This window comes from Microvirga antarctica (assembly GCF_017921815.1).
GTDB lineage: Bacteria > Pseudomonadota > Alphaproteobacteria > Rhizobiales > Beijerinckiaceae > Microvirga > Microvirga antarctica.
The window spans coordinates 1-289 of the sequence record NZ_JAGEMM010000096.1; the positions used below are offsets into that span (position 1 = coordinate 1).

Consider the following 289-nt stretch of genomic DNA (forward strand, 5'->3'; position numbering starts at 1 on the left):
GCCGGTTTCGCCTGCCTGAATGAAGTCGCCCAGCCCGGCATTCATGAAACGCTGGATGAGCTCACCACCCGCCTGGCGGAAGGTTTGCTGGAAGCTGCCGAAGAAGCGAATATTCCGCTGGTGGTTAACCATGTCGGCGGCATGTTCGGGATTTTCTTCACCGACGCTGAGAGCGTAACCTGCTATCAGGACGTGATGGCGTGCGACGTTGAACGCTTTAAGCGTTTCTTCCACCTGATGCTGGAGGAAGGCGTATATCTGGCGCCATCGGCGTTTGAGGCGGGCTTTA

The 289-nt window shown here is 57.1% G+C and carries 1 pseudogene; it reads left to right on the forward strand.

What is annotated here, in order from left to right:
• Positions 1 to 289, forward strand: a pseudogene (locus J4G32_RS21010) (aspartate aminotransferase family protein); the annotation flags it as partial.